This is a genomic window from Actinomycetospora sp. CA-053990 (assembly GCF_050948445.1).
Lineage (GTDB): Bacteria > Actinomycetota > Actinomycetes > Mycobacteriales > Pseudonocardiaceae > Actinomycetospora > Actinomycetospora callitridis.
Genome location: NZ_CP192043.1, coordinates 4,321,191 through 4,346,034 on the forward strand (window position 1 = coordinate 4,321,191; position 24,844 = coordinate 4,346,034).

The window sequence follows — 24,844 nt, forward strand, 5'->3', positions numbered from 1 at the left end:
ATGAGCCTCACCGCCCACTGGTTCCTGCCCACCTACGGCGACTCGCGCGGCCTCGTCGGCGGCGGCCACGGCGTCGCCACCCGGGCGGCCGACGCCGTGCGCCCCGCCGAGATCGGCTACCTCGCGCAGATCGCCCGTGCCGCCGAGACCGTCGGCTTCGAGGGCGCCCTGACGCCCACCGGGGCCTGGTGCGAGGACGCCTGGCTCACCACGGCGATGCTCGTCGCCGAGTCCGAGCGGCTGAAGTTCCTCGTCGCGTTCCGGCCCGGGGTCCTGTCCCCCACGCTCGCCGCGCAGCAGGCGGCGACGTTCCAGCGGCACTCGCAGGGCCGGCTGCTGCTCAACGTCGTCACCGGCGGCGAGCCGTCCGAGCAGCGCGCCTACGGCGACTACCTCGGCAAGGACGACCGCTACACCCGCACCGGGGAGTTCCTCGACGTCGTGCGCCGGCTCTGGGCCGGCGAGACGGTGACGCTGCACGGCGAGCAGATCCACGTCGACTTCGCGGCGCTGACCCGCGTGCCCGATCCCGTGCCGCCGGTCTACTTCGGCGGCTCGTCCCCGAAGGCCGGCGAGGTCGCCGCGCAGCACGTCGACGTCTACCTGACCTGGGGCGAGCCCCCCGAGCAGGTGCGCGAGAAGGTCGAGTGGATCCGCGGGCTGGCCGCCGCGCAGGGCCGCGAGGTCCGCTTCGGCATCCGCCTCCACGTGATCACCCGCGACACCTCCGACGCGGCGTGGGCGCAGGCCGAGCAGTACCTGGCCGGCATCCCCGACTCGATGATCTCCGAGGTGCAGGCGGGCCTCTCGCAGAGCGAGTCCGAGGGTCAGAAGCGCATGCGCGCGCTGCACTCCGGGGGCTCGAAGACCGCCGCGGACCTCGAGGTCTCCCCCAACCTGTGGGCGGGTGTGGGCCTGGTGCGCGGCGGCGCGGGGACCGCGCTGGTCGGCAGCCACACCGAGGTGGCCGACCGGATCCAGGAGTACCACGACCTCGGCATCACCGAGTTCGTGCTGTCCGGCCACCCCCACCTCGAGGAGGCGTACTGGGTCGGCGAGGGCGTCCTGCCCGAGCTCGGCCGGCGCGGACTGTGGAGCCACCCCGCCGGTGAGCAGGAGAAGGCCCCGGCCGCCATCCCCTTCGCGCAGTAGCGGCAGGAGGGCTGGGCCGAAGGTCACGTGGAGAAAGACCCCCTCCTCGTGGCAGTCTGGAGCTCGTGCGCGCGACCGGACTGCTCCTCGTGAGCCGACGCCACGTCGACCTCGTGCGCCTCGCGAGCTCCCTCTGCCGGGCTCACTGAGCGCGAAGCACCGCCACCACATCCCAGCGGGTCCCGCGCGCCACCGCATCGAGGGCCACCTCGTCATGCCCGTGCGCGCCCGTGCACCACCCCGGAGGAACCCCGACCCATGGCTGACGCCCCCTCGTCCGAGAACGCCACGACCTCGGAGGAGTCGTACGCGGAGACCACTCCGCTGCGTCACCCCGGGGCCACCGAGGACGCCCCGCCGAAGCCCAAGCCCACGCGAGCGCGCAAGGGCAAGGCGGAGGGCCAGTGGGCGCTGGGCTACCGCGAGCCGCTGAACAAGAACGAGCAGTCCAAGAAGGACGACCACCCGCTGAACGTGCGGGCGCGCATCGAGAACATCTACGCCCATCGCGGCTTCGACTCGATCGACCCGGCCGACCTGCGCGGGCGCTTCCGCTGGATGGGGCTCTACACCCAGCGCGCCGAGGGCTTCCCGGGCACCGACACCGGGCACGTCGACGAGGAGGAGCTCGACGCGCCCCACTTCATGCTGCGGGTGCGCGTCGACGGCGGCGGCCTGACCACCGAGCAGCTGCGCGTCATCGGCGAGATCTCCCAGACCTTCGCCCGCGACACCGCCGACGTCACCGACCGCGAGAACATCCAGCTGCACTGGATCCGCGTCGAGGACATGCCGGAGATCTGGCGCCGGCTGGAGGCCGTGGACCTCTACACCACCGAGGCCTGCGGCGACTGCCCCCGTGTCATCCTCGGCTCGCCGGTGGCGGGCATCAGCGCCGACGAGGTCATCGACGGCACGCCGGCGATCGACGAGATCGTCGAGCGCTTCATCGGCGACCGCTCGCTCGCGAACCTGCCCCGCAAGTTCAAGACCTCGATCTCCGGCCAGCAGGACGTCGCCCACGAGGTCAACGACGTCGCCTTCGTCGGGGTGGACCACCCCGAGCACGGCCCGGGCTTCGACGTGCACGTCGGCGGCGGGCTCTCCACCAACCCCAAACTCGCCGTGCGCCTCGGCGCGTGGGTGCCGCTCGACGAGGTCGCCGACGTCTGGCACGCCGTGGTGGAGGTCTTCCGCGACTACGGCTACCGCCGCCTGCGCACCCGCGCACGCATCAAGTTCCTCATCGCCGACTGGGGCCCCGAGAAGTTCCGCCAGGTCATGGAGGACGAGTACCTGGGCCGGAAGATGCTCGACGGCCCGGCGCCGGAGGCGATCGCCGGCACGATCGACCACATCGGCATCCACGACCAGACCGACGGCAACCACTACGTCGGCGTGGCCCCGCCGGCCGGCCGCACCAGCGGCTCGACGCTCGTCGGCGTCGCGAAGGCCGCCGAGGAGGCGGGGTCGGGCCGCGTGCGGCTCACGCCGTACCAGAAGATCCTCGTGCTGGACGTGCCCTCCGACAAGCTCGACGGGCTCACCGCCGCGCTCGACCACCTCGGCCTCCCGGCCCGCCCGACGCCGTGGCGCCGGGCGACGATGGCGTGCACCGGCCTGGAGTTCTGCAAGCTCGCGTTCGTCGACACCAAGAACCGTGCGGGCGAGCTCGTCGAGGAGCTCGACCGGCGTCTCGCCGACGTCCAGGACTCCCTCGAGCACCCGGTGTCGATCCACCTCAACGGCTGCCCGAACTCCTGCGCGCGGGTCCAGGTCGCCGACATCGGGCTCAAGGGCCAGATCGTCAACGACGCCGAGGGCAACCCGGCCGCGGGCTTCCAGGTGCACCTCGGCGGCGGGCTCGGCCTCGACGCCGGCTTCGGCCGCAAGCTGCGCGGCCACAAGGTCCTCTCCGCGGAGCTCGGCGACTACGTCGAGCGCGTCGTGCGCGCCTACGCCGAGCAGCACGAGTCCGGCGAGCGCTTCGCCCAGTGGGTCGTCCGGGCGGAAGAGGGACAGCTGACATGAGGTTGGCCCTCCAGTACTGCCCCTACTGCGGCGAGCAGGACCTCCGTCCTCGGGAAGAACCTGCGGGCGCCTGGGAGTGCGCCGACTGCCGCAGCACCTTCGTCGTCACCCCGGTACCGGCTCCGGCGAGAGGATCCGCATGACCACCACGACAGGCACGCGGGACGATCTGCGCGCTGAGGCACTCGCCGCCGGCGAGCGCTTCGCGGCCCGCGAGGGCACGGTGGACCACGAGGACCTGACCCGCGAGATCCTCGCCTGGGCCGCCGAGACGTTCGGCGAGGGCCTCATCGTCGCCTCGAACATGCAGGACGCCGTGCTCGTCGAGCTGGGTGCCGCCGCCCGTCCGGGTGTCGACGTGCTGTTCCTCGAGACCGGCTACCACTTCGCCGAGACCCTGGGGACCCGCGACGCCGTGGCGCAGACCTACGGCGTCACCATCGTGCAGGCCGAGCCCGAGCTGACGGTCGCCGAGCAGGACGCGACGTACGGCAAGGATCTCTTCAACGTCGATCCCGGCGCGTGCTGCAACATGCGCAAGGTCGAGCCGCTGCGCAAGACGCTGGCGCGCTACGACGCCTGGGTCACCGGCGTCCGCCGCGTCGAGGCGCCGACCCGCGCGGCGACGCCCCTGGTGACGTGGGACGAGCGCCACGACCTCGTCAAGATCAACCCGATCGCCCACTGGACCGACGAGCAGATGGACGCCTACATCCGCGAGCACGCGGTGCTCGTGAACCCGCTGGTCGAGGCGGGCTACCCCTCGATCGGCTGTGCGCCCTGCACCGCCAAGCCTGCCCCGGGCGCCGACCCGCGCAGCGGGCGCTGGGCGGGCTTCTCCAAGACCGAGTGCGGGCTGCACGGATGACCGCCGCCGCGGTGGAGACGCTCCACACCGACCAGCTCGACGCCCTCGAGTCCGAGGCGATCCACATCATGCGCGAGGTCGCGGGCGAGTTCGACCGCCCGGTGATCCTCTTCTCCGGCGGCAAGGACTCCATGCTGCTGGTGCACCTCGCGCGCAAGGCGTTCTGGCCCGCGCCGATCCCGTTCCCCGTGCTGCACGTGGACACCGGGCACAACTTCGTCGAGGTCATCGCGTTCCGGGACGCCGTCGTCGAGCGCTACGGGCTCGAGCTCGAGGTCGCGCGCGTCCAGGACTACATCGACGACGGGCGGCTCGAGGAGCGCGCCGACGGCACGCGCAACCCGCTGCAGACCACGCCGCTGCTCGACGCCATCGCCGAGCACCGCCACGACGCGGTCTTCGGCGGCGGGCGACGCGACGAGGAGCGGGCGCGCGCCAAGGAGCGCGTGTTCAGCCTGCGCAACGCCTTCGGCCAGTGGGAGCCGTCGCGCCAGCGGCCCGAGCTGTGGAACCTCTACAACGGGCGCCACAAGCCGGCCGAGCACGTGCGCGTGTTCCCGCTGTCGAACTTCACCGAGCTCGACGTCTGGCGCTACATCGCGCGCGAGGGCATCGAGCTCCCGTCGATCTACTACGCGCACACGCGCGAGGTGTTCTCCCGCGACGGGATGTGGCTGACCTCCGGCCCGTGGTTCGGGCCCCGCGACGACGAGGAGGTCGTCGCGAAGACCGTGCGCTACCGCACGGTCGGCGACGGCTCCTGCACCGGCGCCGTGGAGTCGGACGCGTCGACGCTCGACGAGGTGCTGGACGAGGTCCGCGAGAGCCGGTTGACCGAGCGTGGCGCCACGCGAGCCGACGACCGTCTCTCGGAGGCCGCCATGGAGGACCGCAAGCGAGAGGGCTACTTCTGATGCCGGACCTGCTCAAGCTCGCCACTGCGGGCAGCGTCGACGACGGCAAGTCGACGCTGGTCGGACGTCTGCTCTACGACACCAAGTCGGTGCTCGCCGACCAGATGGAGGCCGTCGAGCGCGCCACGCAGGGTGGCGGGGACCCTGACCTGTCGCTGCTGGTCGACGGGCTGCGCTCGGAGCGCGAGCAGGGCATCACGATCGACGTCGCCTACCGCTACTTCGCCACGCCGAACCGTTCGTTCGTCCTGGCCGACACTCCCGGCCACGTCCAGTACACGCGCAACACGGTCACCGGCGCGTCCACCGCGGCGCTCGCCGTGCTGCTGGTGGACGCCCGCGCCGGGATCGTCGAGCAGACCCGCCGGCACGTCGCGGTGATGGGCCTGCTGCGCGTCCCGCGCCTGGTGCTCGCGGTCAACAAGATGGACCTGGTCGACCACGACGAGAACACCTACTGGCGCATCGCCAAGGAGTTCGTCGGGCTCACCGAGGCCCTCGGCTACGCCGACGAGGATGTCGTGGCGATCCCGCTGTCGGCGAAGAAGGGCGACAACGTCGTCCTGCGCTCGGAGAACACGCCCTGGTACGAGGGCCCGACGCTGCTCGAGCACCTCGAGTCGGTGCCGGTCGTCGGCGCCGACCACTCCGCGCCGCTGCGCTTCCCGGTGCAGTACGTCGTGCGCCCCCGCACCGAGTCCCACCCCGACTACCGCGGCTACGCCGGCCTCGTCGCCGCGGGCACGGTGCGCCCCGGCGACGAGGTGATGGTCCTGCCCGACGGGCAGCGGACCCGGGTCGAGGGCATCGACACCTTCGACGGCGAGCTCGACGCCGCCCACGACGGTCAGAGCGTCGTCCTGCGCCTCGCCGACGACCTCGGAATCGCCCGCGGCGCCGTCATCGCCGCGCCGGGCGCACCGGAGCCGGTCACCGAGTTCGACGCGACGCTCGCCTGGCTGCACGAGAAGCCGCTCAAGCCCGGAGCGCGCCTGCTGCTCAAGCACGGGACGCGCACGGTGCAGGCGATCGTGAGCGCGGTGACCCACCGGCTCGACACCGAGACCCTGACGCTCGACGAGGACCCCGGCGAGCTGGCGATCAACGACATGGGCCAGGTGTCGCTGACGGTGTCCGAACCCCTGCCGCTCGACGACTACGACGTCGTCGCCGCCACCGGGTCGTTCCTGCTCGTCGACCCCCAGGCCGGCGACACGCTCGGGGCCGGCCTCGTCGGGCGCCCGCTCGTGGCGGCCGCGTTCGACTAGGTGCGCTGACGCGCATGTGAGCACTTCGGAGTGCCAGGGCACTCCGAAGTGCTCACATGACCGCTAGGTCACCTCGTTGAGCTTCCCCGTCGCGACGTCGAGGACGAAGCCGCGCACCGAGCCCTTGTTCTTGACGAAGGGGCTGTCGGTGATGCGCTTGATCGAGTCGCGGACGTCGCCCTCGACGTCGGGGAAGGCGTTGGCCGTCCACGTCGGGCGCTCACCGGCCTCCTGCTCGAGGATCCCGGCGAACTGCTCGTCGGTGAAGGTCACCATGCCGCAGTCGGTGTGGTGGATCAGCACGATCTCCTCGGTGCCGAGGAGGTGCTGGCTGATCGCGAGCGAGCGGATCGTGTCGTCGGTGACGACGCCGCCCGCGTTGCGGATGACGTGCGAGTCGCCCTCGGACAGGCCCAGCGCGCCGTAGGGGTTCACGCGGGCGTCCATGCAGGCCACGACGGCGGTCCTGCGCGCGGGCGGCAGGGGCAGCTCGCCGGGGAAGTTGGCGACGTAGGTCTCGTTGTTCTTCAGGTACTCGTCGGTGACGGACACCGGGTCCTCCGCAGGCTGGATCGATTCTGACGACACTCGGCAGCGCTGTGCGGCCGCGGAGCGGCTCGATCCCTACGGGGGACGGGCGCTCACGCGGCCCGTCGACACCACTGATCGAACTCCTGCCCGCGCCGGCTCGGCCAGAACGGCTCGAGGGCGCGGGGACTCATGCGCACATCTCACCGCAGGCATCCGTCCGGCCGCAACGAGGGCCGTGATGTCGGGCTCTCCGCACCTCGAAGAGGCCCACCACGTCGGCGAGGGCGTCCTGCCCGAGCTCGCGCGACGCGGGGTGCCGGCGCGGCCCCGAGCACCTCGCACGGGAGATCACGGGCGCGTGGTCCCCGTGCACGGACCCTCGCGGGTGGATGGAGTGCCCCTGATCTCCGCGAGGACTTCTGCAGGCCCGCGGGCTGCTCGACCGACGGATCGCGGGGTAGCCGGGGTGCGCCAGCACCGCGTTCGAGGAGGAGCCCGCATGGGCGTCGAGTTCATCGGCCAGATCAGCACCCAGTTCGCCTCGGAGATCCACCCATCCTCGGGCCCGGCGATCGACCCGGACTTCGTCCGCCGCTTCGTCGGCGCCCACGAGGACGCCGGGTTCGACAAGGTGCTGGTCGGGCACAGCGCGTCGTCCGCCGACGGGCTGCAGGTCGCGGCCTTCGCCGCGGCGCACTCGGAGCGTCTCGGGTACCTCGTCGCCCACCGGCCCGGCTTCATGGCCCCGACGATGGCCGCGCGCGCCTTCGCGACGCTCGACCGGTTCTCGGGCGGGCGCGTCGCCGTGCACACCGTCTCCGGCGGCAGCGAGGCCGACCAGGCCCGCGACGGCGACCACCTCGACAAGGAGGGGCGCTACCGCCGCACCGACGAGTACCTCGAGGTCATGGAGCGCACCTGGACCGCAGAGGAGCCCTTCGACCACCGGGGCGAGTTCTACGACGTCGCCGACGTGAACGCGGTGCCGCGACCCGTGCAGCAGCCGCGCATCCCGATCTACTTCGGCGGCTCGTCGGCGGCGGCCTACCGGGTCGGCGGCAAGCACGCCGACGTCTTCGCCCTGTGGGGCGAGCCGCTGGCCGAGACCGCCGAGCAGATCGCCGCCGTGCACGAGGCCGCGCGCGCCGCGGGCCGGGCGACGATGCCCCGGATCAGCGTCTCCTTCCGCCCGATCCTCGGCGCCACGGAGGAGCAGGCCTGGGAGCGCGCCCACGACGTCCTCGACCGCATCGTCGCCGCCGACGGGGGCGGCGGGTCCTTCACCGGGCGCACGACCCACCGGCAGGGCCACGAGACCACCCGCACCAACGCCGGCTCCCAGCGCCTGCTCGCCGCGGCCGAGCGGGGCGAGCGGCACGACCGCGCGCTGTGGACCCCGACGGCGGTCGCGTCTGGAGCCGCCGGGAACTCGACCGCGCTCGTCGGCACGCCGGAGACGGTCGCCGCGGCGCTGCTGGACTACGTCGACATCGGCGCCACGACGTTCCTCCTGCGGGGGTACGACCCGCTCGACGACGTCGCCGACTACGGCCGGCGGCTGCTCCCCCTCGTGCGCGAGGAGCTGGCCCGGCGCGAGAGGGTCCCGGCGTGACGACGCCCTCCCCGGCCGTGAGCGCCGCGGCCCGCTCCCCCGAGGTCCGCGCGCTCCTCGCCGGGATCGCGGAGGGTGCCGCGGAGCGCGAGCGCCGCGACGAGAGCCCGTTCGCGCAGGTCGAGGCCGTCGCGAAGGCGGGGCTGGGCGCGTTGTCGCTGCCCGTCGACGAGGGCGGGCAGGGCGCGTCGGTGCGCGAGCTCCTGGCCTTCGTCATCGACCTCGCCGAGGCCGACCCGATCGTCGCCCACGTCCTGCGCACCCACTACAGCCAGGTACTCGGGTTCCTGCGCAGCCCGGACCGTGACGTGCGGCGCCGCTGGCTCGACCGGGTCCGCGCCGGGACGGTGCTCGGCAACGCGATCTCGGAGACCGGTCCGTCCGCGGCCGGTGGCCACGAGTACGACACCCGCCTCGACGAGGTCGACGGGCGCCTCGTGCTCAACGGCACGAAGTACTACAGCACCGGGACCCTCTACGCGGACTGGATCGCCGTCGCGGCCCGCGTCGAGGGCGACCTGGTGGCGACCGTGATGGTCCCGGCCGACCGCGCGGGCATCTCGGTGGTCGACGACTGGGACGGGATGGGGCAGAGCCGCACCGGCACGGGCACGACGACGTTCACCGACGTCGTGGTCGACCCCGACGACGTCCTGTCGCGGCGCCCGCGCCTCGAGCCGCGGGCCCCCGGCGACGTGGCGTTCCTGCAGCTCTACCTGCACGCGCTGGTCGCGGGCATCCTGCGCTCGGTGGTCACCGACGCGACCGCGGTGGTGCGCTCGCGCAGCCGCACGTTCGAGCACGCGCCCGCTCCCCGCGCCGTCGACGACCCGATCCTGCACGAGAAGGTCGGCACCCTGGCCGCCACGGCGTGGATCGCCGAGTCGGCGGTGCTCGCCGCGGCCGACGCCGTCCAGGCCGCGATGGACGCGGCGGCGCGCGGCGAGCCGACCGACGAGCTGCGCACCGCCGCGGCGCTGGCCCACTGCGCCGTGAAGATCCACCTGGACCCGGCGTCGCTCGGGGCCGCGTCGGACCTCTTCGACGTCGGCGGCGCCTCGGCGTCGAGCCGCGCCCGCAACCTCGACCGGCACTGGCGCAACCTGCGCACGCTCACCCTGCACAACCCGGCGTCGTACAAGGCCGCCGCGATCGGGCGTCACCTCGTCACCGGCGAGCCGCTGCCGGTGAACGGCTACTTCTGACCGAGCTTCGCCACCGTCAGCAGCACGACCGCGTCCTCCACCGCCTCGAGCCGGTGGCGTTCGTCGGGGACGACGAGCAGGTCGCCCCGGCGCCCGTCCCAGGAGTCCTTGTCCGACACGAGCCGGACGCGGCCGCTCAGGACGACGAGGGTCGCCTCGCCGGGGTTCTCGTGCTCGCCGAGCTGGCGGCCCTCGGTCAGCGCGATCACGGTCTGGCGCATGACGTTCGAGTGCCCGCCCACGACGGTGTGGGCGGCACGGCCCGCGGTGCTCGCGCGTGCGGCCGTGAGCTGCTGGCGGGCCATGGCGTCGAGGGAGAGCTTCAGCATGGTCGTCCTCGTCCCGGCTGTGGTGGTGGACGACCATGCTCGCTGCTCCGAGCCCTCATGAGCGAACTTTGGGCCTATCGGCCCAGAGTTCGCTCACGGAGTCGGGAGGCGGCGGCGACGGGGCGGGCTGCTCAGCCGGTGACTTCGACGACGCCGAGAGCGAAGTCCCCGTGGCCCACCCCGGTGCCGGCGAGACCCACCGTGACCACACCCAGTCCTTCCAGCCAGTGCGCCATCGTCAGGCCGCCGACGTCGAGGGGGCGCAGCCCGAGGCTCTCGACGAAGGCCGCCACGCTCGCCTTCGCCTGACCACCGTCGCCGGCGATGAAGACGTCGGGTCGACCCTTCTCCAGGACCCCGCGGAAGATGGTGTTGAACGCCTTCACCACGCCGGCGCCGGCCGGCGCCACCTTCGCGGCCTCCTGCGCGATCGAGGTCTCCTCGCCGTGGCTCAGCCCGTCGAACGTGGCGTTGAAGGGGTTGCTGATGTCGACGATGACCTTGCCCGCGAGGGCATCCCCGTACTCGACGACGACCGGGACGACCCCGTCGTACAACAGCGCCGTGATGACGATGTCCCCGGTCGGGACGGCGCCCCACTTCCCCGCCGTCGCGCCCCTGCCGAGACCCTCGGCCAGGTCGTCGGCCTTGGACTGGTCGCGGCCCATGACCTCGACGGTGTTGCCACCCGCGACCGCCAGCGTGCCGATGGTCCGGGCCATGTTCCCCGTCCCGAGGATGGTGATGCTGCCCATGGAGTGCCCTCTTCCTATGTACACCGATCTGTTTCCGCAACGTAGGTGACGGCTGGCCCGGAGCGCAAGCTAGGTAAACCGATGCGTACCGAGCGGGGCTACGATAGGGGCATGACGGAGCCGGAGAAGGGCCCCCGGGGCCTGCGCCGCGGCCGGGGCGCACGCGAGCGGATCCTCAGCGCGTCGCAGCAGCTGTTCCGTGATCAGGGCATCAGCCGCACCGGCATGGACCAGCTCTCGGCGGTGGCCCAGGTGTCCAAGCGGACGGCCTACCAGCACTTCACCAGCAAGGACGAGCTCGTCGCCGAGTACCTGCGCCGATTCGATCCCGAGGTCATGCCCGGGGTGTTCGACCGCACCGACCTCACGCCCCGCGAACGGCTCCTCGCGGCCTTCGACATGCCCGCGTCCACGCCCCTGTGCCCCTACATCGCGGCGGCCGTCGAGCTCCACGACCCCGAGCACCCCGCGTCCCGGTACGCCCGCGACTACAAGATCGCGATCGCCGCGCGGCTCACCGAGACCGCCCGCGAGGCCGGCGCCGCCGACCCCGAGAAGCTCGGCGAACAACTGGCGCTCCTGCTCGACGGCGCCTCGGCCCGCACCCGGGTCCTCGACAGTGAATCCTTCTCCACCGCCGCCGCGATCGCTGCCGTCCTCATCGACGACGCCATCCCGTAGGCCGGGACGCGGCGTCCCTGGCGACATGACGTCCGGCGACTCGTCAGGTCAGGTGCCGGACGAAGAAGCGATTCGCGTCGTCCCCCTCGAACGCCGGGACGCCGGTGTGCCCGCCCGTGTTGGCGTGCAGCGTCTTCTCCTCGGCTCCGAGGGCGTCGAACAGGTCCAGGGCCATTTGCCGGTCGTTCCCCTCGTCGTCCCACTGCAGCAGGACGAGCAGCGGGACGGCGACCTGCCGGGCCTCCTCGACGACGGCGCGGGGCACGTAGCTCCCGGCGAACAGGACGGCGGCCGCGATGCGGGGCTCGACCACCGCCAAGCGGACGCCGATGGAGATCACGCCTCCCGCGAGCCCGACCGGGCCGCGGATCTCGGGCAGTGCCAGCAGGGCGTCGAGAGCGGCCCGCCATTCCGGGACCGCCTGCTCGACGAGCGGGAGGACGAGCCGGTCGACGATCTCGTCGTCGACCGGTTCCCCTGCCGCCACCGCCCGGCGCAGGTCAGCGCGGGCCTCGTCGGCGGTGGCGGAGCGGGGCCGGTCTCCGCTACCGGGGAGTTCGAGGGTGGCTGCGGCGAAGCCCTCCGCGGCGCAGTGCCGGGCCCGGGCCACCAGCCGCGGGTACATCGCGCGGAGTCCGCCGGGGTGGCCGAGCAGGATCAGCGGGGCCGGTGCGGACATGGATGCGGGCGTCCAGAGGATGCCGGGGATGTCGCCGAGGACGAACTCGCGCTCGAGGACGCCGTCGTCGAAGCGTTGTTCGGTGGTGAATCGCATGGTCGTGCCTCTCGGGAGTGCGCGCGGACGGCGCTCCCGGACGACCTATCGCCCGACCGTGACCCCGGAGGGGAGCACCCACGTCGAAACGTTCACGGGTCCCACCTCCTCGTCCTCTCGCACGGCGTCCGGAAGGTAGCAGGGTCCGGCCGTCACGAGGGGCACCTTCCGCAGCCCGAACGACGAGTTGATCATGTGCAACGTGCCCGTCGTCCCCGTCGACGTTCCGGCGAAGGGCGCCCGCCGCCCCTCTATCCGCCCGACGGTGCCCTTCGCGCGGATACCCGGAGAATGCGGTCAGACCCGGCACCTTGATCCCCCGCCGGTGAGGAGAGCGGGCCCTCCGCGCACCGCCCACGCCTCGGCGAGGAACTCGTGGCTGCCGGACGCGGCGTCTCGGAACCCTTCCCGACAGTCGTCGGATCGCTTCGAAAACCGAAGCATCTCCATCAGGGGAGATGACGGGCGGAGGCGGCGCCGGGACCCGTTCTGCTCACGGGTCCCGGAATGAGGTCCGGGACGGGGCGGTTGTGCTCGAGGTGGCACCCGCAGCGACAGGACCGCTCGACGACCCCGTGCGGGCCGCCCTGCTCGGTCCGCACGCGCACCTCGCGCAGCGCCGCGGGCGAGCGATCCGCTACGAGCCCGACGTCTCCCCCTTCCTCGCCGAACCGCACGGCGCCGCGGAGTGGGACGACGTCGCCGTGCTGGTCGGCGACGGACGCTCGGTGATCCCGGCGTTCGCGCCCCTCGACCCACCCGATCCCCTCGAGATCGGGATGTTCCTGCCCGGCGTGCAGATGGTGGGCGACGCCGTCGTCGGCCGTCCGGACCCCGAGGCCGTCCACCTCGGCCCCGACGACGTCCCAGCGATGCTCGCCCTCGTCGCGCGCACGCGCCCTGGGCCGTTCGGGAGCCGCACCGTCGAGATGGGCACCTACCTGGGCGTCGTCGAGGACGGCGTGCTCATCGCCATGGCGGGTGAGCGCCTCCACCCTCCCGGGTACACCGAGATCAGCGCGGTCTGCACGGACGCGGACCACCGCGGGCGGGGCCTCGCGACCCGGCTCGTCCTCGCGGTCGCGGCCGGCATCCGCGCCCGCGGCGAGGTCCCGTTCCTGCACGCCGCGGCGGACAACACCACCGCGATCCGGCTCTACGAGCACCTCGGGTTCCGGCTGCGCGCCCGGCCGGACTTCGTGGCGCTCACCGCCCCGAGCGACGTCGCCGCCCGGGCCTGAGACAGGAGGACCATGACCTTCCACCTCGCGGTCGCCCTCGACGGCACCGGCTGGCACCCCGCGTCCTGGCGTGAACCCGGCGCCCGCGCCGACGAACTGCTGACCGCGGGCTTCTGGGTCGACCAGGTCCGCGAGGCCGAGGCCGGGCTCGCCGACCTCGTCACGTTCGAGGACGCCTTCGCCCTGCCCGGCAGCGAGCGCGCCGACCGCGTCCAGGGCCGCGTCGACGCGGTGATGACCGCGCTGCGCGTCGGGCCCGTCACCTCGCACATCGGGCTGGTCCCGACGGTGATCGCGACCCACACCGAGCCGTTCCACGTGTCCACGCAGATCGCGACGCTGGACTGGGTGACCTCTGGGCGGGCCGGGCAGCGGATCAAGGTGTCGTCGGACCCTGCCGAGTACGCGCTGTTCGGCCGCCGCGATCCGGAGGACCGCGAGTCGCTCTTCGGCGAGGCCGCCGACCACGTCGAGGTCCAGCGGCGGCTGTGGGACTCGTGGGAGGACGACGCCGAGATCCGCGACGCCGCGACCGGCCGGTTCATCGACCGCGACAAGCTGCACTACATCGACTTCGAGGGCGCGCACTTCTCCGTGCGCGGCCCGTCGATCACGCCACGCCCGCCGCAGGGCCAGCCGGTGGTCACCGCGCTCGCGCACGTCGACACCGCGTACCGGCTCGCCGCCCGCAGCGCCGACGTCGTGTTCGTGACCCCCGACGGCACCGGCCGCGACGGCCCGACGGGGGACGCAGCGTCGATCCTCGCCGAGGTCCGGGCGGCCGAGGGCGCGACCGACCGCACGACCCCGCTGCACGTGTTCGGTGACATGCTCGTGCTGCTCGACGACACCGCCGACGCCGCCCGCGAGCGCCTCCGCCGCCTCGACGCCGCCGACGGCACGGAGCTGCGCAGCGACGCCCGCATCCTCGCCGGCACCGCCGCCGACGTCGCCGACGTCCTCGCGTCGTGGCAGGACGCGGGCCTGACCGGCGCCCGGCTGCGCCCCGCCGTCGCCGCCCACGACCTGCCGCGCATCACCCGCGAGCTCGTGCCCGAGCTGCAGCGCCGCGGCCTGCACCGCACCGCGTACGACGCCGACACGCTGCGGGGCCTGCTGGGCCTCGCGCACCCCGCCGACCGCTACGCCACGGCCTGAGGAGGACCCCGTGCCCAAGCAGATCCACCTCGCCGCCCACTTCCCCGGCGTCAACAACACGACGGTCTGGAGCGACCCGGCGGCCGGCAGCCACATCGCCTTCGAGTCCTTCCGGCACTTCGCGCAGACCGCGGAGCGCGCGAAGTTCGACTTCCTCTTCCTCGCCGAGGGCCTGCGCCTGCGCGAGCAGGGCGGCAAGATCTACGACCTCGACGTCGTCGGGCGCCCCGACAACGTCTCGATCCTCATGGCGATGGCCGCGGTCACCGAGCGGATCGGCCTCGCGGGCACGGTGAACTCCACGTTCAACGAGCCGCTCGACGTCGCCCGCAAGCTCGCCTCGCTCGACCACCTCTCCGGCGGCCGCGCCGCGTGGAACGTCGTCACCAGCTGGGACGAGTTCACCGGCGAGAACTTCCGCCGCGGCGGCTACCTCCCGAAGGACAAGCGCTACCTGCGCGCGCAGGAGTTCCTCGAGACCGCGAAGGCGCTGTGGGACGCCTGGGACGTCGACGAGGTGCTCGCCGACGCGGCCTCGGGGCGCTACCTGCGCCACGGCGACGCCGGCCGCTTCGAGGTGCACTCCGACCAGTTCGACATCACGGGACGGTTCGCCACCCCCCGGAGCCCCCAGGGCCACCCGGTGATCATCCAGGCCGGCGACTCCGAGGAGGGTCGCGAGTTCGCCGCGGCGAGCGCCGACGCGATCTTCACCCGCCACGCGGAGCTGGAGGCGGGCAAGGAGTTCTACGCCGACGTGAAGGGGCGCCTGGCGAAGTTCGGACGTCGCCACGAGGACCTCAAGATCCTGCCGGCCGCGACGTTCGTCCTCGGCGCCACCGAGGAGGAGGCGGCGGAGAACGCGCGCCAGGTGCAGTACCAGCAGGTGGGCCCGCAGACCGCGATCGCCTTCGCCGAGCAGATCTGGAACCGCGACCTCTCCGACGTCGACCCCGACGGTCCGGTGCCGTCGTTCGACCCGAAGACCGAGGACGACGTCGACAGCGGCGCGCACATCTCGAAGGGCCGCGCGAGCGTGCGCATGTACAAGGACCCGGTCGCGATCGCGAACGAGTGGCGCGAGCTCGGCGAGCGCGAGGGCCTGTCGCTGCGGGAGGTCGTGATCCGCAAGAACGGGCGCCACACGTTCGTCGGCACGCCGCAGCGGGTCGCCGACACCATCGACGAGTTCGTGCAGTCCGACGCGAGCGACGGCTTCGTCCTCGTCCCGCACGTCACCCCGGGCGGGCTGGACGTGTTCGCCGACGAGGTCGTGCCGCTGCTGCAGGAGAAGGGCTCGTTCCGCACCGAGTACGAGGGCACGACGCTGCGCGAGCACCTCGGCCTGCAGCCCTCGCCCACCACGACCGCCCGGGCGGAGGCGCGCGCCTGATGCTCCGCACGTGAGTGATTCGGGTCGTCCCGACGACCCGGATCACTCACGTGCCGGAGGCATCGAGCCAGTCGCGGTAGGCCGCCACCGCGGCGGTGAACTCCACCCGTGGGGCCCACCCGAGGTCGCGGGCGGCCGCGGACAGGTCGAGCGCGCCCGGCCAGCGGGACGCGGCGATCGGGTCGGGCGGGTCGAGCTCGGCGCGCACCCGGGGCTCCACGTCCGTCACGGCGGCGACCATCTCGGCGGCCGTGCGCACACGGTCGCCCGCGACGTTGTACGCCCCGACCGCGTCCGGCGCGTGCACGGCCGCGAGCAGCGCGTCGGCGGCGTCGTCGACGGAGACGAACTGCTGGGGTGCGTCGGTGGGGATCCCGACCCGGTGGTGCGGCCCGCGGCCGCGTCGAGCAGCAGGTCCCGGATCAGGCAGTCGGTCTGCCGGCGCGGGCCGAACACCGCGACCAGGCGCAGCGACGCGGTGGAGATCCCGTAGCGGTGCCGGTAGGCCTCGACGAGCTGCTCCCCGGCAGCCTTCGTGGCCGCGTAGACGTTCGCCGGGTGCAGCGGGGTCTCCTCGGTCACCCTTCGCGCGGCGCTGCGGCCGTAGGCGGCGATCGACGAGCAGAACACCACCCGCGGCACCCCGTGCCGGCGCACGGCCTCCAGCACCGCCGCGGTGCCGGCAACGTTGACCTCGACCACGCGCGCCGGGTCGTCGGCGGCCACCATCGGCCCCGACACACCGCCGGCGTGCACCACCGCCGTGGGGCCTTCGGCGGCGACCACCCGCTCGACCGCCGCCGGGTCGAGCAGGTCGCACTCGACCTGGTCGACCCCGTCGAACGACCACCGGTCCCGGTCCACCGGGACGACCCCGACGCCCGCCGCCTCGAGCCGACGCCGCACCGCGTGCCCGACCAACCCGGCCGATCCCGTGACCATCACCCGCACGAGCAGAGGATCCGGGTGATCCCCTCCGACGTCCAGGTCGGGCCCGCGCCGGTCACTCAGGCCTCGCGCTCGGCGACCTCCCGGCTGTCCGTTCGGCGGGTGGTGATCGGCGTCCGGTCGTGCAAGGCTGAATGCGTGAACGGGACCGGACCGGGTGTGCTGCTGGTCCGCCGTTTCTTCCTCGACCTGCTCCGGATCGTGACGAGCGGCTGTCGCGCGCACCTGCGCCGCTGACCCTCTTCCCCGGTGGGCGCGGCGCGGTGTCGCGCCCGCCGACCACCGCGCCGTGCTCCGACCACTCCCGGAGCCGTCATGACCACGATCCCGCCCGTCGCCGCCACCCGCCCGGTGCCCCGGCGCCGGCCGACCACCACCGCGCGCCGGCCCTCCCCGCTCGCCCGCACCGTCGAGCAGGCCATCACCCGCATCGACGGCGTCGCCGCGGGCCTCGACCACCCCGCCCGCTCCGCGCTCGACCGCCAGCTGCGGGCCGCGCTCTCCCGCCACGTCGCGCAGACCGGCGAGGGTGCGGCCGCGGTGCGGGTGGCGTGCGCCCACCTCGCCGCCGGCGACCTGGAGTGGGCCTACCTCGCGCTGCTGACGGCCCGCGACGACCTCCGTCCGTGAGTGTTCCGGGTCGTCCCGGCGACCCGGAACACTCACGTGGCCGCAGGCCATAATCGCCGCGTGGCCGACCCCCGCCCGGACAAGGAACGCCCCGAGTCTCTGGGTTTCGCGACGCAGGCCGTGCACGCCGGCAACGCCATCGACGCCGGCAGCGGCGCGATCCGCACGCCGCTGGTGATGGCGAACTCCTACGCGCTGCCCGAGGACCCCTCGGAGCTGTCGTGGTCGGGGTTCGACGTACCGCTCTACACGCGCAACACCGGCGCCAACCAGCGCGCGCTGCAGCAGAAGCTCGCCCACCTCGAGCAGGGCGAGGACGCCGTCGTGCTCGCGTCGGGGGTCGCGGCGCTGCACGGGGTGTTCTTCACGTTCCTGCGCACCGGCGACCACGCGGTGGTCTCCGACGTCACGTACGAGGCGTCGTGGCGGCTCTTCGCCGACATCCTCCCGGCCCGCTACGGCATCGAGGCGACGTTCGTCGACACCAGCGACCCCGAGGCCGTGCGCGCGGCGATGCGGCCGACGACGCGGCTCGTGCACACCGAGGTGATCGCCAACCCGACGACGCGGGTGTGCGACGTCGCCGCGATCGCGGAGGTCGCGCACGAGGGCGGTGCGCTGCTGTCGGTCGACTCGACGTTCACCCCGCCCCCGCTCTACCGCCCGCTCGCCGACGGCGCGGACCTCGTCGTCCACTCGCTGACCAAGGTCATCAACGGACACGGCGACGCCATGGGCGGGGCGGTGGTCGGGGCCCGCGAGCACATCGACGCGATCCGCGCCGAGGCGATGGTCGACGTCGGCGGCGTGGTGTCGCCCTTCAACGCGTGGCTCATCGCGCGCGGGGCGATCACCCTGCCGCTGCGGCTGCGCCAGCACCTCGCGTCGGCCCAGCGGGTCGCGGAGTTCCTCGCCGGCCACCCCGCCGTCGCCTACGTCGCCTACCCGGGGCTCGCCGGTCATCCGCAGCACGAGCTCGCGACGCGGGTGCTCGGCGGGCGCGGGTACGGCTGGATGCTCGCCTTCGCCCTCGACGGGGACGCCGACCTGCAGAACCGCTTCGTCGCCGACCTGCGCGTCGTCACCTCGGCGGTCTCGCTCGGCCACGACGAGAGCCTGATCGTGCACGTCGGGACGACCGGGGCACGGGCCGCGCACTGGCCCGAGGAGTTCCGGCGCTACGGGCACCTGCGGTTCTCCGTGGGCCTGGAGGACCCCGACGACCTGATCGCCGACCTCGACGCCGCGCTGACCACGGTCCGTGGGTGACCGAGCCCGCTGGGTACTGGTCCGGTTGTGTGCCATCGGGTAGGAAGGTGATCGTGGGCTTCGGTGGCGGATTGGTGCGACGTCTCCACGTCGACCTCTGCCGGCTCGCGACGTGCACCTGTCGTCGCGGCTGAGCTGCTCGCGTCTCTCCCCTCTTCTCACGCCCGGCCGTCCCGCGCGTCCGGGCGCTCCCCCACGCCTCCAGAGAGGTCCCCGATGGCTGTTCGTCCCAAGGAATCCGTCGTCCCGTTCGCCGTGCACGGCGAGGGCACCGGCGTCGCGCAGGAGCTGACCGCCGGCGGTCACGTCTTCACCACCGACGCCTACCCCGCCTTCGGCGGTGCCGACGAGGCCCCCAGCCCGCTCTTCTACGCCCTCGGCTCGCTGACCTCGTGCAACCAGGTCACCGCCGCCCTCGTCGCCAAGGACCTGGGCATCCAGCTCGGGAAGTGGACCTTCGACATCCAGGGCGACCTCGACACCGCCGTGCTCGTCGGCGGCGCCGAGGGCAACGCGAACTTCGACAGGGTCGAGGTGCGCGCCACCGTCGAGACCGACGCCAGCGACGAGCAGTTCGCCACGCTGATCTCCGAGACCGCGCGCCGCTGCCCCGTGACCCAGCTCTTCCAGCGCTCGGGCCTGGAGTTCGAGAACAACTGGACCCGCGCGGAGCTCCCCGCGGCGGTCTGACCGGCCCCCGGGATTCGGGACGAACGCGCCGTTCGCTGCGTCTAACGCAGCGAACGGCGCGTTCGCTTCTCGACGACAGCACGGTGCGGCCGCCCATGCCGGTGCGGGAGCCTGGGACGGTGACCGGTCTCCCCGTCCTCGACCTCACTCGCTTCCGCTCCCCCGAGCGGGACGCGTTCCTCGACGACCTGCGCCGCGCGGCGCGCGACGTCGGCTTCTTCACCGTCGTCGGCCACGGGATCGCGCCGGAGCTGACGGCGCGCCTCGACGAGGAGGTGCGGCGGTTCTTCGCGCTGCCGCTGGAGCAGCGCCTCGCCATCGAGAACACCGCCTCGCCGCACTTCCGCGGCTACAGCCGGGTCGGCACGGAGCGCACCGGCGGCGAGGCCGACCAGCGCGAGCAGATCGACGTCGGGCCCGAGCGGTCGCCGGTCACCGGGGAGGCGCGGTACTGGGGCCTCGTCGGACCGAACCAGTGGCCGCCGGCGCAGCCCGCGCTGCGCGACGCCGTGCTCGCCTGGCAGGACGAGGCGCTGCGGGTGAGCCGGGAGATTCTCCGCGCGCTGGCGGCGTCGCTGGGCCAGCCCGAGGACCACTTCGACCGTTGGTTCGACGACGAGTCGCACCTGCACCTCAAGGTCGTCCACTACCCGGGCGGGGCGTCGACCGGGCAGGGCGTGGGGGCACACAAGGACTACGGGTTCCTCGCGCTGCTGCACCAGGACGACGTCGGCGGCCTGCAGGTGCAGGTGCCGGGCACCGACGAGTGGCTCGACGCCGCGCCCGTGCCGGACGGCTACGTCGTCAACATCGGCGAGATGCTCGAGGTCGCGACGCGCGGCTACCTCACCGCCACCCGCCACCGCGTCGCGAGCCCGCCGCCGGGCGTCGACCGCTACTCGGTGCCCTTCTTCCTCGGCCCGCGCCTCGACGCCGTCGTCGAGCCGGTGGACCTGCCGCCGGAGCTCGCCGCCGAGACCAGCGCGTGGGACCCGAACGACGACCCCGACAACCCCCTGCTCGCCGACTACGGCGAGAACGCGCTGGTCGGCTGGCTGCGCTCGCACCCGACCGTCGCCGCGCGGTACTGGAGCTGAGCGCCGGCCTCCCTTCCGCGCGAAGGGCACCTTGAGCCGGCTAGAGCGGCGAGGGGCGCCCTTCGCCGAACGCGCACGCGCACGAAGGGCACGTTCCGCATGATCGGCATCGGGAACCGGCTGCGGAACGTGCCCGTCGTGAGGCCCGGCACCTCGGCCGTCGCCATGCGACGTCGGTCTCGTCGGGCCCCGTTGACCCCCGCGAGATGCGGGAGGAGCGTGGCGGACGTGGTCCTCCTCGTGTCGCGTCGGCACGTCGACCTCGGTCGGACGGCCTCGGCGCTCTGAGACGGCGGCTCCCCCGCCGCCCGTCGCCGACCCTCCGCGAGAGAGAGACCACCATGCCCGTCGAGTTCCTCGGCATCGCCGCCACCAACGACGGTTCGGAGATCGGGGCCCGCAGCGGCCCCGCCTTCGACCCCGACTACACGCTGCGCCTCGCGCGCGCCCACCGCGACCACGGTTGGGACCGCGTGCTCACCGCCTACTCGTCCGGCAGCCCGGACCCCGCGCAGGCCGCGACGTACATCCTCGACCACGTCGACGACCTGCAGCTGCTCGTCGCGCACCGCCCGAACCTGTCGATCCCGACCTTCGCGGCGAAGACGTTCGCGACCGTGGACCAGATCGGCGGCGGGCGGGTCACCGTCCACGTCATCACCGGCGGCAACCAGCACGAGCAGGCCCGCGAGGGCGACCGTCTGAGCAAGGACGACCGCTACGTCCGCACCCGCGAGTACATGCAGATCCTCAAGCGGGCCTGGACGGAGACGACGCCCTGGGACTTCGCCGGCGAGCACTACGCCTTCGAGGACTTCGTCCTCGACGTCCGCGCGCGCCAGGAGCCGCGGATCCGGCTGTCGTTCGGCGGGTCGAGCGACGCGGCGTACGCCGTCGGCGGCGCGGAGGCCGACATCTACGCCCTCTGGGGCGAGCCGCTGGCCGACACCGCGCAGCAGATCGCGACCGTGCACGCCGCCGCCCGGGCGGCCGGGCGCACGGAGATGCCGCGGATCCAGGTCGCGTTCCGCCCGATCCTCGGCGTCACCGAGGAGGCGGCGTGGGAGAAGGCCTACGCCACCGTCGCGCGCATCGAGGAGCGCACGCAGGGCGGCACGAAGCCGCTGACCAACCGTCACCGCCTGCAGGACCCGGAGAACGCGGGCTCGCAGCGGCTCCTCGCGGTGGCCGAGCGGGGCGAGCGCTTCGACCGCGCGCTGTGGACCGTCACCGCGAAGGCCACCGGCGGGGGCGGCAACTCCACCGCGCTCGTCGGCACCCCCGAGACCGTCGCCGCCGCCCTGCTCGACTACTGGGACCTCGGCGTCGACATCCTCTCGGCCCGCGGCTACGACCTGCTCGCCGACGCCGAGGAGTTCGGCCGCGAGGTGATCCCGCTCGTCCGCGAGGGGGTGGCGCGGCGCGAGGCCGAGGGACGCCCGCGCGGGATCGGGACGCTCACCGCGGCCTGAGGTTCGCGGCAACCACCCCCGCGCGGCAGGATCATCGTCGTGGCGAGGATGCGTGCCGTCGTGCTCGACGGGCCCGGTGACCTGACCGCGCTGCAGCTGCGCGACCTGACCGTCCCCGAGCCCGAGCCCGGGCAGGTCCTGATCTCGGTGAAGGCCTTCGGGCTCAACCGGTCCGAGCTGCACACCCGCCTCGGCCTCGCCGAGGGCGTGACGTTCCCGCGGGTGCCCGGCATCGAGGCCACCGGGGTCGTCGCCGTCTGCCCGGGCGGCGAGTTCGTCCCCGGCCAGCAGGTCGTCGCGATGATGGGCGGGATGGGCCGCACGTTCGACGGCGGCTACGCCGAGTACACCTGCGTGCCGGCGGCCCAGGTCACCGCCTTCTACAGCGACCTCGACTGGGCCACGCTCGGCGCGGTCCCGGAGATGCTCCAGACCGCGCACGGCGCGCTCACCGACGGGCTCGACGTGCGGCCCGGCCAGTCGCTGCTCGTGCGGGGCGGGACGTCGTCGGTCGGCATGACCGCCGCGGTGCTCGCCAGGTCACGGGGGCTCACCGTGCTCGCGACCACCCGCGACGCGGCCAAGGGCGATCGGCTCCGCGCGCTCGGGGTCGACCACGTGCTGGTCGACGATGGTGACGTCGCCCGCCAGGTGCGCGACGTGCTCGGCGACGGTGTCGACACCGCGCTCGAGCTCGTCGGCACCCCGACCCTGCCGGACACCCTGCGCGCCACGCGCCGCCACGGCGTCGTCTGCTTCGCGGGCATGCTGTCGAACCGGTGGACGGTGCCGGACTTCTACCCCATCGAGTACCTGCCCCGCGGGGTCCGGCTCACCGCGTACGGCGGGGACGCGAGCGACCTGCCGGCCGCGGTGCTGCAGCAGTTCCTCGACGACGTCGCGGCCGGCCGCGCCACCGTGCCGCTCGGCCAGGTCTTCCCGCTCGAACGCATCCGCGACGCCCACGCGATCATGGAGGCCGACCGCGCGACCGGGAAGCTCGTCGGGCTCCCCCGCATCCTGCGCTGGCGTTCCCGCTCGTGAGTCCCCGCCCCGTAGGTCGGGACGAACGCGCCGTTCGCTGCCTCTAGCGCAGCGAACGGCGCGTTCGCTCCAACTCCGCAGGCAAGCCGCGTCAGCTGTACCAGGTCGGCTCGGGGAGCTCGTCGGTCAGGACGAACCGGCCGACCTCGCGGCGCTTGTACGCCACGGGGTCGTGCAGGGTGTGGGTCCGCACGTTGCGCCAGAAGCGGTCGAAGCGCAACGAGGACGCGGTGGAACGGGCGCCGGTGGCCTCGAAGATGCCGCTCGTGATCTCGAGCGCCACCTCCGTGGCGCGCGCCTTGACGGCCGCGACGCGCACCTCGTGCTCCCCACGCGCCCGCTCGGTGACCGCGTCGGGCTCGCGGTGGATCGGCAGGGCCTCCTGCGCCACGGCGTCGGCCAGCGCCTCGACCGCCCACAGCTTGGCCGTGTAGTCGCCGTAGAGGTCGATCACGTACGGCTCGTCGACCGCGCTCGAGTGCCCGCCGTGCAGCCACGGCCGCGTCGTCGTGCGCGTGTACGCGGCGGCCTCGTCGAGCGCTCCGCGGGCGATGCCGAGGTAGAAGCTGACGAAGACGAGCTGGATCACCGGCACGTTGAGGGTGTTGTAGACGCGCGGGGTGAAGACCTTGTCGCGGAATCCGGCGGCCTCCGCCCAGGAGACGCGCACGCCGTCGAGCGTCACGCTGCCCGACTCGGTGAGGCGCTGGCCGATGTTGTCCCAGTCGTCGTGGAACGTGATCGCGGGCTGCTCCGACGGCACGATCGCGAAGACGTGGGTGTCGGTGCCCTCGACCACGCCCTCCAGCACGGTGACGTCGGAGACCCGGCTGCCGGTCGAGAACGACTTGTGACCCGTGAAAGTGATCTCGTCGCCCTCCTCGCGGATGACGACGTCCGAGTCGCGGGGGTTCACCGCGCCACCGAAGAACCACTGCTGCCGCGTCGCCTCGGCCTCGACGTGGGCGATCTGCTCGGGCGTGCCCACCAGGCGCGCGGCCCAGAACCAGAGCAGGTGGTAGCCCAGGAGCTGGCCGATCGAGCCGTCGCCGGCGGCCACCTCCCGGATCACGCGGTAGGCGGTGGGCCACTCCTGCCCGCCGCCGCCGTGCTCGACGGGGCCGAGCAGCGTGACGAGGCCGGAGTCCTTGAGCAGGGCGACCTCGGCGTACGGGGTCTTCCCGGCGGCGTCACGCTCGGCCGCGTCGGCGGCCAGGACGGTGCGCACGAGGCGCGCCCGCTCGAGCCACTCGGCCTCGGTGCGCGGGGTGGGCAGGGTGCTGAAGTCGGGGGCGGTGGTCGGGCGGTCGGTCGTCTGGCGGTCGAGCGTGCTGGTCACGGTTTCTCCTCGATCACGGGGTTCGGGTGGGTCGGCGAGGAGGTCCGACAGGCCTGGGCGAACACCCGCCCGTGGTCGATGTGCCGGCGCCGCGTGAACGGGGCCGGCGCGGACGGCGGGGTCACCGCCGGGTGGGCAGGGGGTGGCGGCGCAGGTCGTCGCGCAGGCGCGCGAGCGCCGTGGCGACCTCGGCCGCGATGCGCTCGGCGTCGCGGTCCCAGTGCTCCGCTCCGGCGCCGTCGCGGGTCACCTCACGCCGGACGAGGCCGTCGAGGTCGGTCAGGAGCTCGGCGACAGCGGCGCCGCGAGGGGTGAAACGGGGGATGACGGTGGCCATGCGGGGTTCCTCCGGTGGACCTCGGCGGGCGCGGTCGGGGCGCACGGCGAGGAGGTGTGGACCAGGGCGAGCAGCGGCGCGCGACGACACAGGTCGTCGAGCAGG

27 protein-coding genes are annotated in these 24,844 nt (G+C 73.3%); 19 read left to right on the forward strand and 8 right to left on the reverse strand.

Annotation, left to right across the window (positions count from 1 at the left end; genetic code table 11):
* The 6 genes from ACQPYN_RS22230 to ACQPYN_RS22255 all read left to right on the forward strand — a co-directional run bounded on the left by ACQPYN_RS22230 (position 1) and on the right by ACQPYN_RS22255 (position 6,233).
* A complete protein-coding gene (locus ACQPYN_RS22230; RefSeq protein WP_433027755.1) occupies positions 1–1,152 on the forward strand; it encodes an LLM class flavin-dependent oxidoreductase in 1,152 nt (383 codons plus the stop codon).
* A gap of 65 nt (positions 1,153–1,217) precedes the next feature.
* Complete coding sequence (locus ACQPYN_RS22235) at positions 1,218–1,301, forward strand: putative leader peptide (protein WP_420791816.1); 84 nt, start codon at positions 1,218–1,220, stop codon at positions 1,299–1,301.
* Between the two features lie 109 nt (positions 1,302–1,410).
* The gene (locus ACQPYN_RS22240; protein ID WP_433027758.1) at positions 1,411–3,183 is read left to right on the forward strand and encodes a nitrite/sulfite reductase; all 1,773 of its coding nucleotides are present in this window, start codon (positions 1,411–1,413) and stop codon (positions 3,181–3,183) included.
* Between the two features lie 139 nt (positions 3,184–3,322).
* Complete coding sequence (locus ACQPYN_RS22245) at positions 3,323–4,051, forward strand: phosphoadenylyl-sulfate reductase (protein ID WP_433027760.1); 729 nt, start codon at positions 3,323–3,325, stop codon at positions 4,049–4,051.
* On the forward strand, positions 4,048–4,965 hold the full coding sequence (gene cysD / locus ACQPYN_RS22250) for a sulfate adenylyltransferase subunit CysD (RefSeq protein WP_433027763.1): 918 nt from the start codon (positions 4,048–4,050) through the stop codon (positions 4,963–4,965). The genes ACQPYN_RS22245 and cysD overlap by 4 nt, the downstream gene beginning before the upstream one ends.
* Positions 4,965–6,233 carry a sulfate adenylyltransferase subunit 1 gene (locus tag ACQPYN_RS22255; RefSeq protein WP_433027766.1) on the forward strand — a complete coding sequence of 423 codons (1,269 nt, stop codon included), beginning with the start codon at positions 4,965–4,967 and terminating at the stop codon, positions 6,231–6,233. The genes cysD and ACQPYN_RS22255 overlap by 1 nt, the downstream gene beginning before the upstream one ends.
* Positions 6,234–6,296: 63 nt before the next feature.
* Here ACQPYN_RS22255 and ACQPYN_RS22260 read toward each other — a convergent pair whose 3' ends face one another.
* Complete coding sequence (locus ACQPYN_RS22260; protein WP_433027769.1) at positions 6,297–6,785, reverse strand: beta-class carbonic anhydrase; 489 nt, start codon at positions 6,783–6,785, stop codon at positions 6,297–6,299.
* Between the two features lie 478 nt (positions 6,786–7,263).
* Between ACQPYN_RS22260 and ACQPYN_RS22265 the strand changes: the two genes are divergently transcribed.
* Together ACQPYN_RS22265 and ACQPYN_RS22270 are read left to right on the forward strand one after the other, a co-directional pair.
* Positions 7,264–8,376, forward strand: coding sequence for an LLM class flavin-dependent oxidoreductase (locus ACQPYN_RS22265; protein ID WP_433038995.1), 1,113 nt, complete (start codon positions 7,264–7,266; stop codon positions 8,374–8,376).
* A complete protein-coding gene (locus tag ACQPYN_RS22270; protein WP_433027772.1) occupies positions 8,373–9,581 on the forward strand; it encodes an acyl-CoA dehydrogenase family protein in 1,209 nt (402 codons plus the stop codon). Before ACQPYN_RS22265 ends, ACQPYN_RS22270 begins: the two co-directional genes overlap by 4 nt.
* On the opposite strand, the gene ACQPYN_RS22275 is transcribed toward ACQPYN_RS22270, so the two are convergent.
* Together ACQPYN_RS22275 and ACQPYN_RS22280 are read right to left on the reverse strand one after the other, a co-directional pair.
* Positions 9,572–9,910 (reverse strand): cupin domain-containing protein, encoded by a 339-nt coding sequence (locus tag ACQPYN_RS22275; RefSeq protein ID WP_274195731.1) that lies wholly within the window; start codon positions 9,908–9,910, stop codon positions 9,572–9,574. The two genes, ACQPYN_RS22270 and ACQPYN_RS22275, sit on opposite strands and share 10 nt — an antisense overlap.
* Positions 9,911–10,041: 131 nt before the next feature.
* Positions 10,042–10,665: an NADPH-dependent F420 reductase gene (locus ACQPYN_RS22280; RefSeq protein ID WP_433027776.1), complete on the reverse strand. Its 624-nt coding sequence runs from the start codon at positions 10,663–10,665 to the stop codon at positions 10,042–10,044.
* A 111-nt stretch (positions 10,666–10,776) separates the two neighbouring features.
* On the opposite strand from ACQPYN_RS22280, the gene ACQPYN_RS22285 reads away from it, so the two are divergent.
* Positions 10,777–11,346 (forward strand): TetR/AcrR family transcriptional regulator, encoded by a 570-nt coding sequence (locus ACQPYN_RS22285; RefSeq protein ID WP_433027779.1) that lies wholly within the window; start codon positions 10,777–10,779, stop codon positions 11,344–11,346.
* A gap of 43 nt (positions 11,347–11,389) precedes the next feature.
* Here ACQPYN_RS22285 and ACQPYN_RS22290 read toward each other — a convergent pair whose 3' ends face one another.
* Positions 11,390–12,121, reverse strand: coding sequence for an alpha/beta hydrolase (locus ACQPYN_RS22290; RefSeq protein ID WP_433027782.1), 732 nt, complete (start codon positions 12,119–12,121; stop codon positions 11,390–11,392).
* 539 nt (positions 12,122–12,660) lie between these two features.
* Between ACQPYN_RS22290 and ACQPYN_RS22295 the strand changes: the two genes are divergently transcribed.
* Genes ACQPYN_RS22295 through ACQPYN_RS22305 form a run of 3 tightly spaced genes read left to right on the forward strand, consistent with a single transcriptional unit; the run spans position 12,661 to position 15,913 of the window.
* On the forward strand, positions 12,661–13,362 hold the full coding sequence (locus ACQPYN_RS22295; protein WP_433027785.1) for a GNAT family N-acetyltransferase: 702 nt from the start codon (positions 12,661–12,663) through the stop codon (positions 13,360–13,362).
* A 12-nt stretch (positions 13,363–13,374) separates the two neighbouring features.
* On the forward strand, positions 13,375–14,520 hold the full coding sequence (locus ACQPYN_RS22300) for an LLM class flavin-dependent oxidoreductase (protein WP_433027788.1): 1,146 nt from the start codon (positions 13,375–13,377) through the stop codon (positions 14,518–14,520).
* A gap of 10 nt (positions 14,521–14,530) precedes the next feature.
* Positions 14,531–15,913 carry an NtaA/DmoA family FMN-dependent monooxygenase gene (locus ACQPYN_RS22305; protein WP_433027791.1) on the forward strand — a complete coding sequence of 461 codons (1,383 nt, stop codon included), beginning with the start codon at positions 14,531–14,533 and terminating at the stop codon, positions 15,911–15,913.
* Between the two features lie 46 nt (positions 15,914–15,959).
* Here ACQPYN_RS22305 and ACQPYN_RS22310 read toward each other — a convergent pair whose 3' ends face one another.
* Complete coding sequence (locus tag ACQPYN_RS22310) at positions 15,960–16,142, reverse strand: hypothetical protein (RefSeq protein ID WP_433027794.1); 183 nt, start codon at positions 16,140–16,142, stop codon at positions 15,960–15,962.
* On the reverse strand, positions 16,139–16,855 hold the full coding sequence (locus tag ACQPYN_RS22315; RefSeq protein WP_433038997.1) for an NAD-dependent epimerase/dehydratase family protein: 717 nt from the start codon (positions 16,853–16,855) through the stop codon (positions 16,139–16,141). Before ACQPYN_RS22315 ends, ACQPYN_RS22310 begins: the two co-directional genes overlap by 4 nt.
* A 321-nt stretch (positions 16,856–17,176) precedes the next feature.
* Between ACQPYN_RS22315 and ACQPYN_RS22320 the strand changes: the two genes are divergently transcribed.
* The 7 genes from ACQPYN_RS22320 (at position 17,177) to ACQPYN_RS22350 (ending at position 23,063) form a co-directional block, all read left to right on the forward strand.
* Positions 17,177–17,491 (forward strand): hypothetical protein, encoded by a 315-nt coding sequence (locus ACQPYN_RS22320; protein WP_433027797.1) that lies wholly within the window; start codon positions 17,177–17,179, stop codon positions 17,489–17,491.
* Positions 17,492–17,551: 60 nt separating this feature from the next.
* Positions 17,552–18,760, forward strand: coding sequence for a trans-sulfuration enzyme family protein (locus ACQPYN_RS22325; protein ID WP_433027800.1), 1,209 nt, complete (start codon positions 17,552–17,554; stop codon positions 18,758–18,760).
* Between the two features lie 53 nt (positions 18,761–18,813).
* Positions 18,814–18,894 carry a putative leader peptide gene (locus tag ACQPYN_RS22330; protein ID WP_420791817.1) on the forward strand — a complete coding sequence of 27 codons (81 nt, stop codon included), beginning with the start codon at positions 18,814–18,816 and terminating at the stop codon, positions 18,892–18,894.
* An 82-nt stretch (positions 18,895–18,976) separates the two neighbouring features.
* Positions 18,977–19,450, forward strand: coding sequence for an OsmC family protein (locus ACQPYN_RS22335; protein ID WP_433027803.1), 474 nt, complete (start codon positions 18,977–18,979; stop codon positions 19,448–19,450).
* Positions 19,451–19,569: 119 nt separating this feature from the next.
* On the forward strand, positions 19,570–20,547 hold the full coding sequence (locus ACQPYN_RS22340) for an isopenicillin N synthase family dioxygenase (RefSeq protein ID WP_433027806.1): 978 nt from the start codon (positions 19,570–19,572) through the stop codon (positions 20,545–20,547).
* A 341-nt stretch (positions 20,548–20,888) separates the two neighbouring features.
* A complete protein-coding gene (locus tag ACQPYN_RS22345; RefSeq protein WP_433027808.1) occupies positions 20,889–22,019 on the forward strand; it encodes an LLM class flavin-dependent oxidoreductase in 1,131 nt (376 codons plus the stop codon).
* A 48-nt stretch (positions 22,020–22,067) separates the two neighbouring features.
* Positions 22,068–23,063: a zinc-binding alcohol dehydrogenase family protein gene (locus ACQPYN_RS22350; protein WP_433039000.1), complete on the forward strand. Its 996-nt coding sequence runs from the start codon at positions 22,068–22,070 to the stop codon at positions 23,061–23,063.
* 91 nt (positions 23,064–23,154) lie between these two features.
* Here the strand turns inward: ACQPYN_RS22350 and ACQPYN_RS22355 are convergent, their stop codons facing one another.
* Together ACQPYN_RS22355 and ACQPYN_RS22360 are read right to left on the reverse strand one after the other, a co-directional pair.
* Entirely contained in the window at positions 23,155–24,339 is a 1,185-nt protein-coding gene (locus ACQPYN_RS22355) for an acyl-CoA dehydrogenase family protein (protein ID WP_433039002.1), read from the reverse strand.
* A gap of 184 nt (positions 24,340–24,523) precedes the next feature.
* Positions 24,524–24,739, reverse strand: coding sequence for a hypothetical protein (locus ACQPYN_RS22360; protein ID WP_433027811.1), 216 nt, complete (start codon positions 24,737–24,739; stop codon positions 24,524–24,526).
* Positions 24,740–24,844: the final 105 nt, after the last annotated feature.

Coding starts and splice junctions, on each gene's coding strand:
- ACQPYN_RS22265 (WP_433038995.1), top strand. CDS start 7,264: ATGGGCGTCGAGTTCATCGGCCAGATCAGCACCCAGTTCGCCTCGGAG.
- ACQPYN_RS22350 (WP_433039000.1), top strand. CDS start 22,068: ATGCGTGCCGTCGTGCTCGACGGGCCCGGTGACCTGACCGCGCTGCAG.
- ACQPYN_RS22280 (WP_433027776.1), bottom strand. CDS start 10,665: ATGGGCAGCATCACCATCCTCGGGACGGGGAACATGGCCCGGACCATC.
- ACQPYN_RS22335 (WP_433027803.1), top strand. CDS start 18,977: ATGGCTGTTCGTCCCAAGGAATCCGTCGTCCCGTTCGCCGTGCACGGC.
- ACQPYN_RS22275 (WP_274195731.1), bottom strand. CDS start 9,910: ATGCTGAAGCTCTCCCTCGACGCCATGGCCCGCCAGCAGCTCACGGCC.
- ACQPYN_RS22345 (WP_433027808.1), top strand. CDS start 20,889: ATGCCCGTCGAGTTCCTCGGCATCGCCGCCACCAACGACGGTTCGGAG.
- ACQPYN_RS22320 (WP_433027797.1), top strand. CDS start 17,177: ATGACCACGATCCCGCCCGTCGCCGCCACCCGCCCGGTGCCCCGGCGC.
- ACQPYN_RS22245 (WP_433027760.1), top strand. CDS start 3,323: ATGACCACCACGACAGGCACGCGGGACGATCTGCGCGCTGAGGCACTC.
- ACQPYN_RS22315 (WP_433038997.1), bottom strand. CDS start 16,855: ATGGTCACGGGATCGGCCGGGTTGGTCGGGCACGCGGTGCGGCGTCGG.
- ACQPYN_RS22230 (WP_433027755.1), top strand. CDS start 1: ATGAGCCTCACCGCCCACTGGTTCCTGCCCACCTACGGCGACTCGCGC.
- ACQPYN_RS22240 (WP_433027758.1), top strand. CDS start 1,411: ATGGCTGACGCCCCCTCGTCCGAGAACGCCACGACCTCGGAGGAGTCG.
- ACQPYN_RS22290 (WP_433027782.1), bottom strand. CDS start 12,121: ATGCGATTCACCACCGAACAACGCTTCGACGACGGCGTCCTCGAGCGC.
- ACQPYN_RS22360 (WP_433027811.1), bottom strand. CDS start 24,739: ATGGCCACCGTCATCCCCCGTTTCACCCCTCGCGGCGCCGCTGTCGCC.
- ACQPYN_RS22285 (WP_433027779.1), top strand. CDS start 10,777: ATGACGGAGCCGGAGAAGGGCCCCCGGGGCCTGCGCCGCGGCCGGGGC.
- ACQPYN_RS22255 (WP_433027766.1), top strand. CDS start 4,965: ATGCCGGACCTGCTCAAGCTCGCCACTGCGGGCAGCGTCGACGACGGC.
- cysD (WP_433027763.1), top strand. CDS start 4,048: ATGACCGCCGCCGCGGTGGAGACGCTCCACACCGACCAGCTCGACGCC.
- ACQPYN_RS22300 (WP_433027788.1), top strand. CDS start 13,375: ATGACCTTCCACCTCGCGGTCGCCCTCGACGGCACCGGCTGGCACCCC.